The 2,423-nt window shown below is 60.8% G+C and carries 3 protein-coding genes; all 3 read left to right on the top strand.

The window, feature by feature from the left end; all coding sequences use genetic code 11:
• Positions 1-396: oxidoreductase dimerization domain-containing protein (locus Y707_RS0102090; RefSeq protein ID WP_026533862.1), on the top strand; the 396-nt coding region annotated here is incomplete at its 5' end.
• Between the two features lie 34 nt (positions 397-430).
• On the top strand, positions 431-1,780 hold the full coding sequence (locus Y707_RS0102085) for a dihydrolipoyl dehydrogenase family protein (protein WP_026533861.1): 1,350 nt from the start codon (positions 431-433) through the stop codon (positions 1,778-1,780).
• Positions 1,781-1,937: 157 nt separating this feature from the next.
• The coding region (locus Y707_RS22780; RefSeq protein ID WP_035779992.1) for an isochorismatase family protein at positions 1,938-2,423 on the top strand (486 nt) is incomplete at its 3' end.

Here is a 2,423-nt window from a genome sequence, read left to right as displayed (position 1 = left end):
CCTGCCGGCGTCGACTACACCGGACTTCCGGCAGTGATTTTCACCCGTCCGCAGTTGGCCACTGCGGGGGTGACCGAGGCGGAAGCGATCGCGTCCGGCTATCAGTGCGAGTGCCGGGTGATGAGTTTCGACGACGTACCCCGGGCGTTGGTGAATCAGGACACCCGGGGTGCCATCAAGATGGTTGCGGAGGTTGGTACGGGGAAGATTCTCGGCGTGAGCGTCATCGGCGATAACGCCGGGGAAATCATGCTTCCGGCAACCTACGCCATCAAGGCCGGCATGACGACCCGGCAGATCGCAGACACTTGGGCCCCGTACCTGACCATGTCCGAGAGCCTGCGTCTGGTCGCCGGGATTTTCCACAACGAAATGCCAACATCGTGCTGCGCTTGACCCGTAATTTGTAACGGATCGGAAAGGAATAATCATGAGTGAACATTTCGACGTTGCCGTTCTGGGCATGGGCCCGGGAGGTGAAGTTGCGGCCGGGCAACTGCTGAAAGCCGGAAAGACAGTTGCAGTCATTGAGCGGGAACTCATCGGTGGCGAATGCGCCTACTGGGCCTGCATCCCTTCCAAAACCCTGCTCCGGGCACCCGAAGCCGCCACTGAAGCCGCGCGGGCCGCCGGAGTCGCCGCACCGGAGCTGGATTGGAAGGAAAGCAGCGAATACCGCGACTACATGATCCGCAATCTCGACGACAGCGCACAGGTCGACGGGTACGCCAGTCAGGGAGCAACGGTGATCAAAGCCGAGGCAAGGATTACAGGACCTGGAACAATACAGGCGGGGAACCGGGAAATCACGGCTGACAACATCATCATTGCCACCGGTTCCGAAGCGGTCATCCCTCCTCTTGAGGGGCTCGATGATATTACTGCGTGGACGAACAGGGAAACCTACACGGCCACGACACTGCCGGAGACAGCAGTAGTCATCGGCGGCAGTGCGGTCGGTATCGAAACGGCCGCCTTCCTGTCCGGCTTCGGCGTCAACGTCACCCTGGTCCACCGTGGCCAGCGGCTGCTCGAACGCGAGGAGCCGAAGGCTGGCGACTTGGCCGGCCAGTATTTGGAAGACGCCGGCATCCGTCTCCACCTCAACGCCTCCGCCGAGAAAGCCCGCAAAGAGGGTACGCAGAGCGTTATCGGGCTCGACGACGGCACCGAGGTGAGTGCCGACGTCGTCATCTTTGCCACCGGGCGTAAGCCGCGAACCTTCGGACTCGGCTTTGAGCACGCCGGCCTGAAACTGGACGCCGGCGGCGGTGTACGGGTCGATGAACACTGCCGGGCAGGTGACAATACCTGGGCTATCGGCGACGTGACCGGGATTATGCCCTTCACCCACGTGGCGAAGTACCAAGGGCAAATCGCCGCCGCTGCAATCCTGGGCACGCCCAGGAAGGCCTCCTACAACGGCATCCCGAGGGTGGTGTTCAGCAACCCCGAAATAGCCGCCGCCGGACTGACGAAGGCCCAGGCCGACGAACAGGGCATCTCCACGGCCGCTGTTGAATTGGATGTGACGCAAGCGATCGCACGGCCCTGGACCTATGAACGCGAGCCACGGGGCCACCTCGGTTTGCTCGCTGACACGGAACGGGGAACGCTGATCGGTGCCTGGGCCGTGGCACCCCTGGCCGGGGAATGGATCCACCAGGCGTCCCTGGCCATCCGTGCACAAATTCCGATCGAGACCCTGCGTGACCAGGTTGCCCAATTCCCTACCTATAACGAGGCGTACCAGGCCGCCCTGGACAAGCTGCGGCTCTAAGGAACCGGATGCCGGCTTCCGGTACGCCGGACGCGGCTGCGCCGCCGTTCGGACTGCGTTTGGGAAGAGTGTCCTCGGTTACAGAACCAGCGACGTGGCGCGCGTAGCGTTCCATACGGATTCCCTTTGGGAATCACTACTCGAGTTAAGGAGAACCATGCAATTCGATAAAGCTACAACGGCACTTGTGCTGACTGACCCACAAAACGATTTCCTCAGTCCCGAGGGCGCGACCTGGGAACTTGTCGGTAACAGCGTGACGGAAAACAACACAGTCCAGCACATCGACCAACTGCTTGCAGCAGCCAAAGCCGCCGATTATGGGGTTTTCATCTCTCCGCATTACTACTTCCCCCATGATCACCAATGGGAATTCGGAGGGACCCTGGAACACAAAATGCACGAGATCGGTATGTTCGACCGCCCGGGACCACTGAACCTCGAAGGCTTCGAAGGCTCGGGCGCCGATTGGCTGGCCCAGTACAAGTCCTACATTGAAGACGGAAAGACTGTCGTATGCAGCCCCCACAAGATATACGGACCCGAACAGAACGACCTCGTACTTCAGCTGCGCAAACGCGGCATCAACAAGGTCATCCTGGCAGGGATGTCGGCTAACCTCTGCATTGAAAGCCACTTGAGG

The sequence above is a fragment of the Arthrobacter sp. H14 genome (assembly GCF_000520495.1).
Taxonomy (GTDB): Bacteria; Actinomycetota; Actinomycetes; order Actinomycetales; family Micrococcaceae; genus Arthrobacter_C.
The sequence above is the reverse complement of the archived record's forward strand: the minus strand, read 5'-3'. Positions and strand labels throughout refer to the sequence as shown.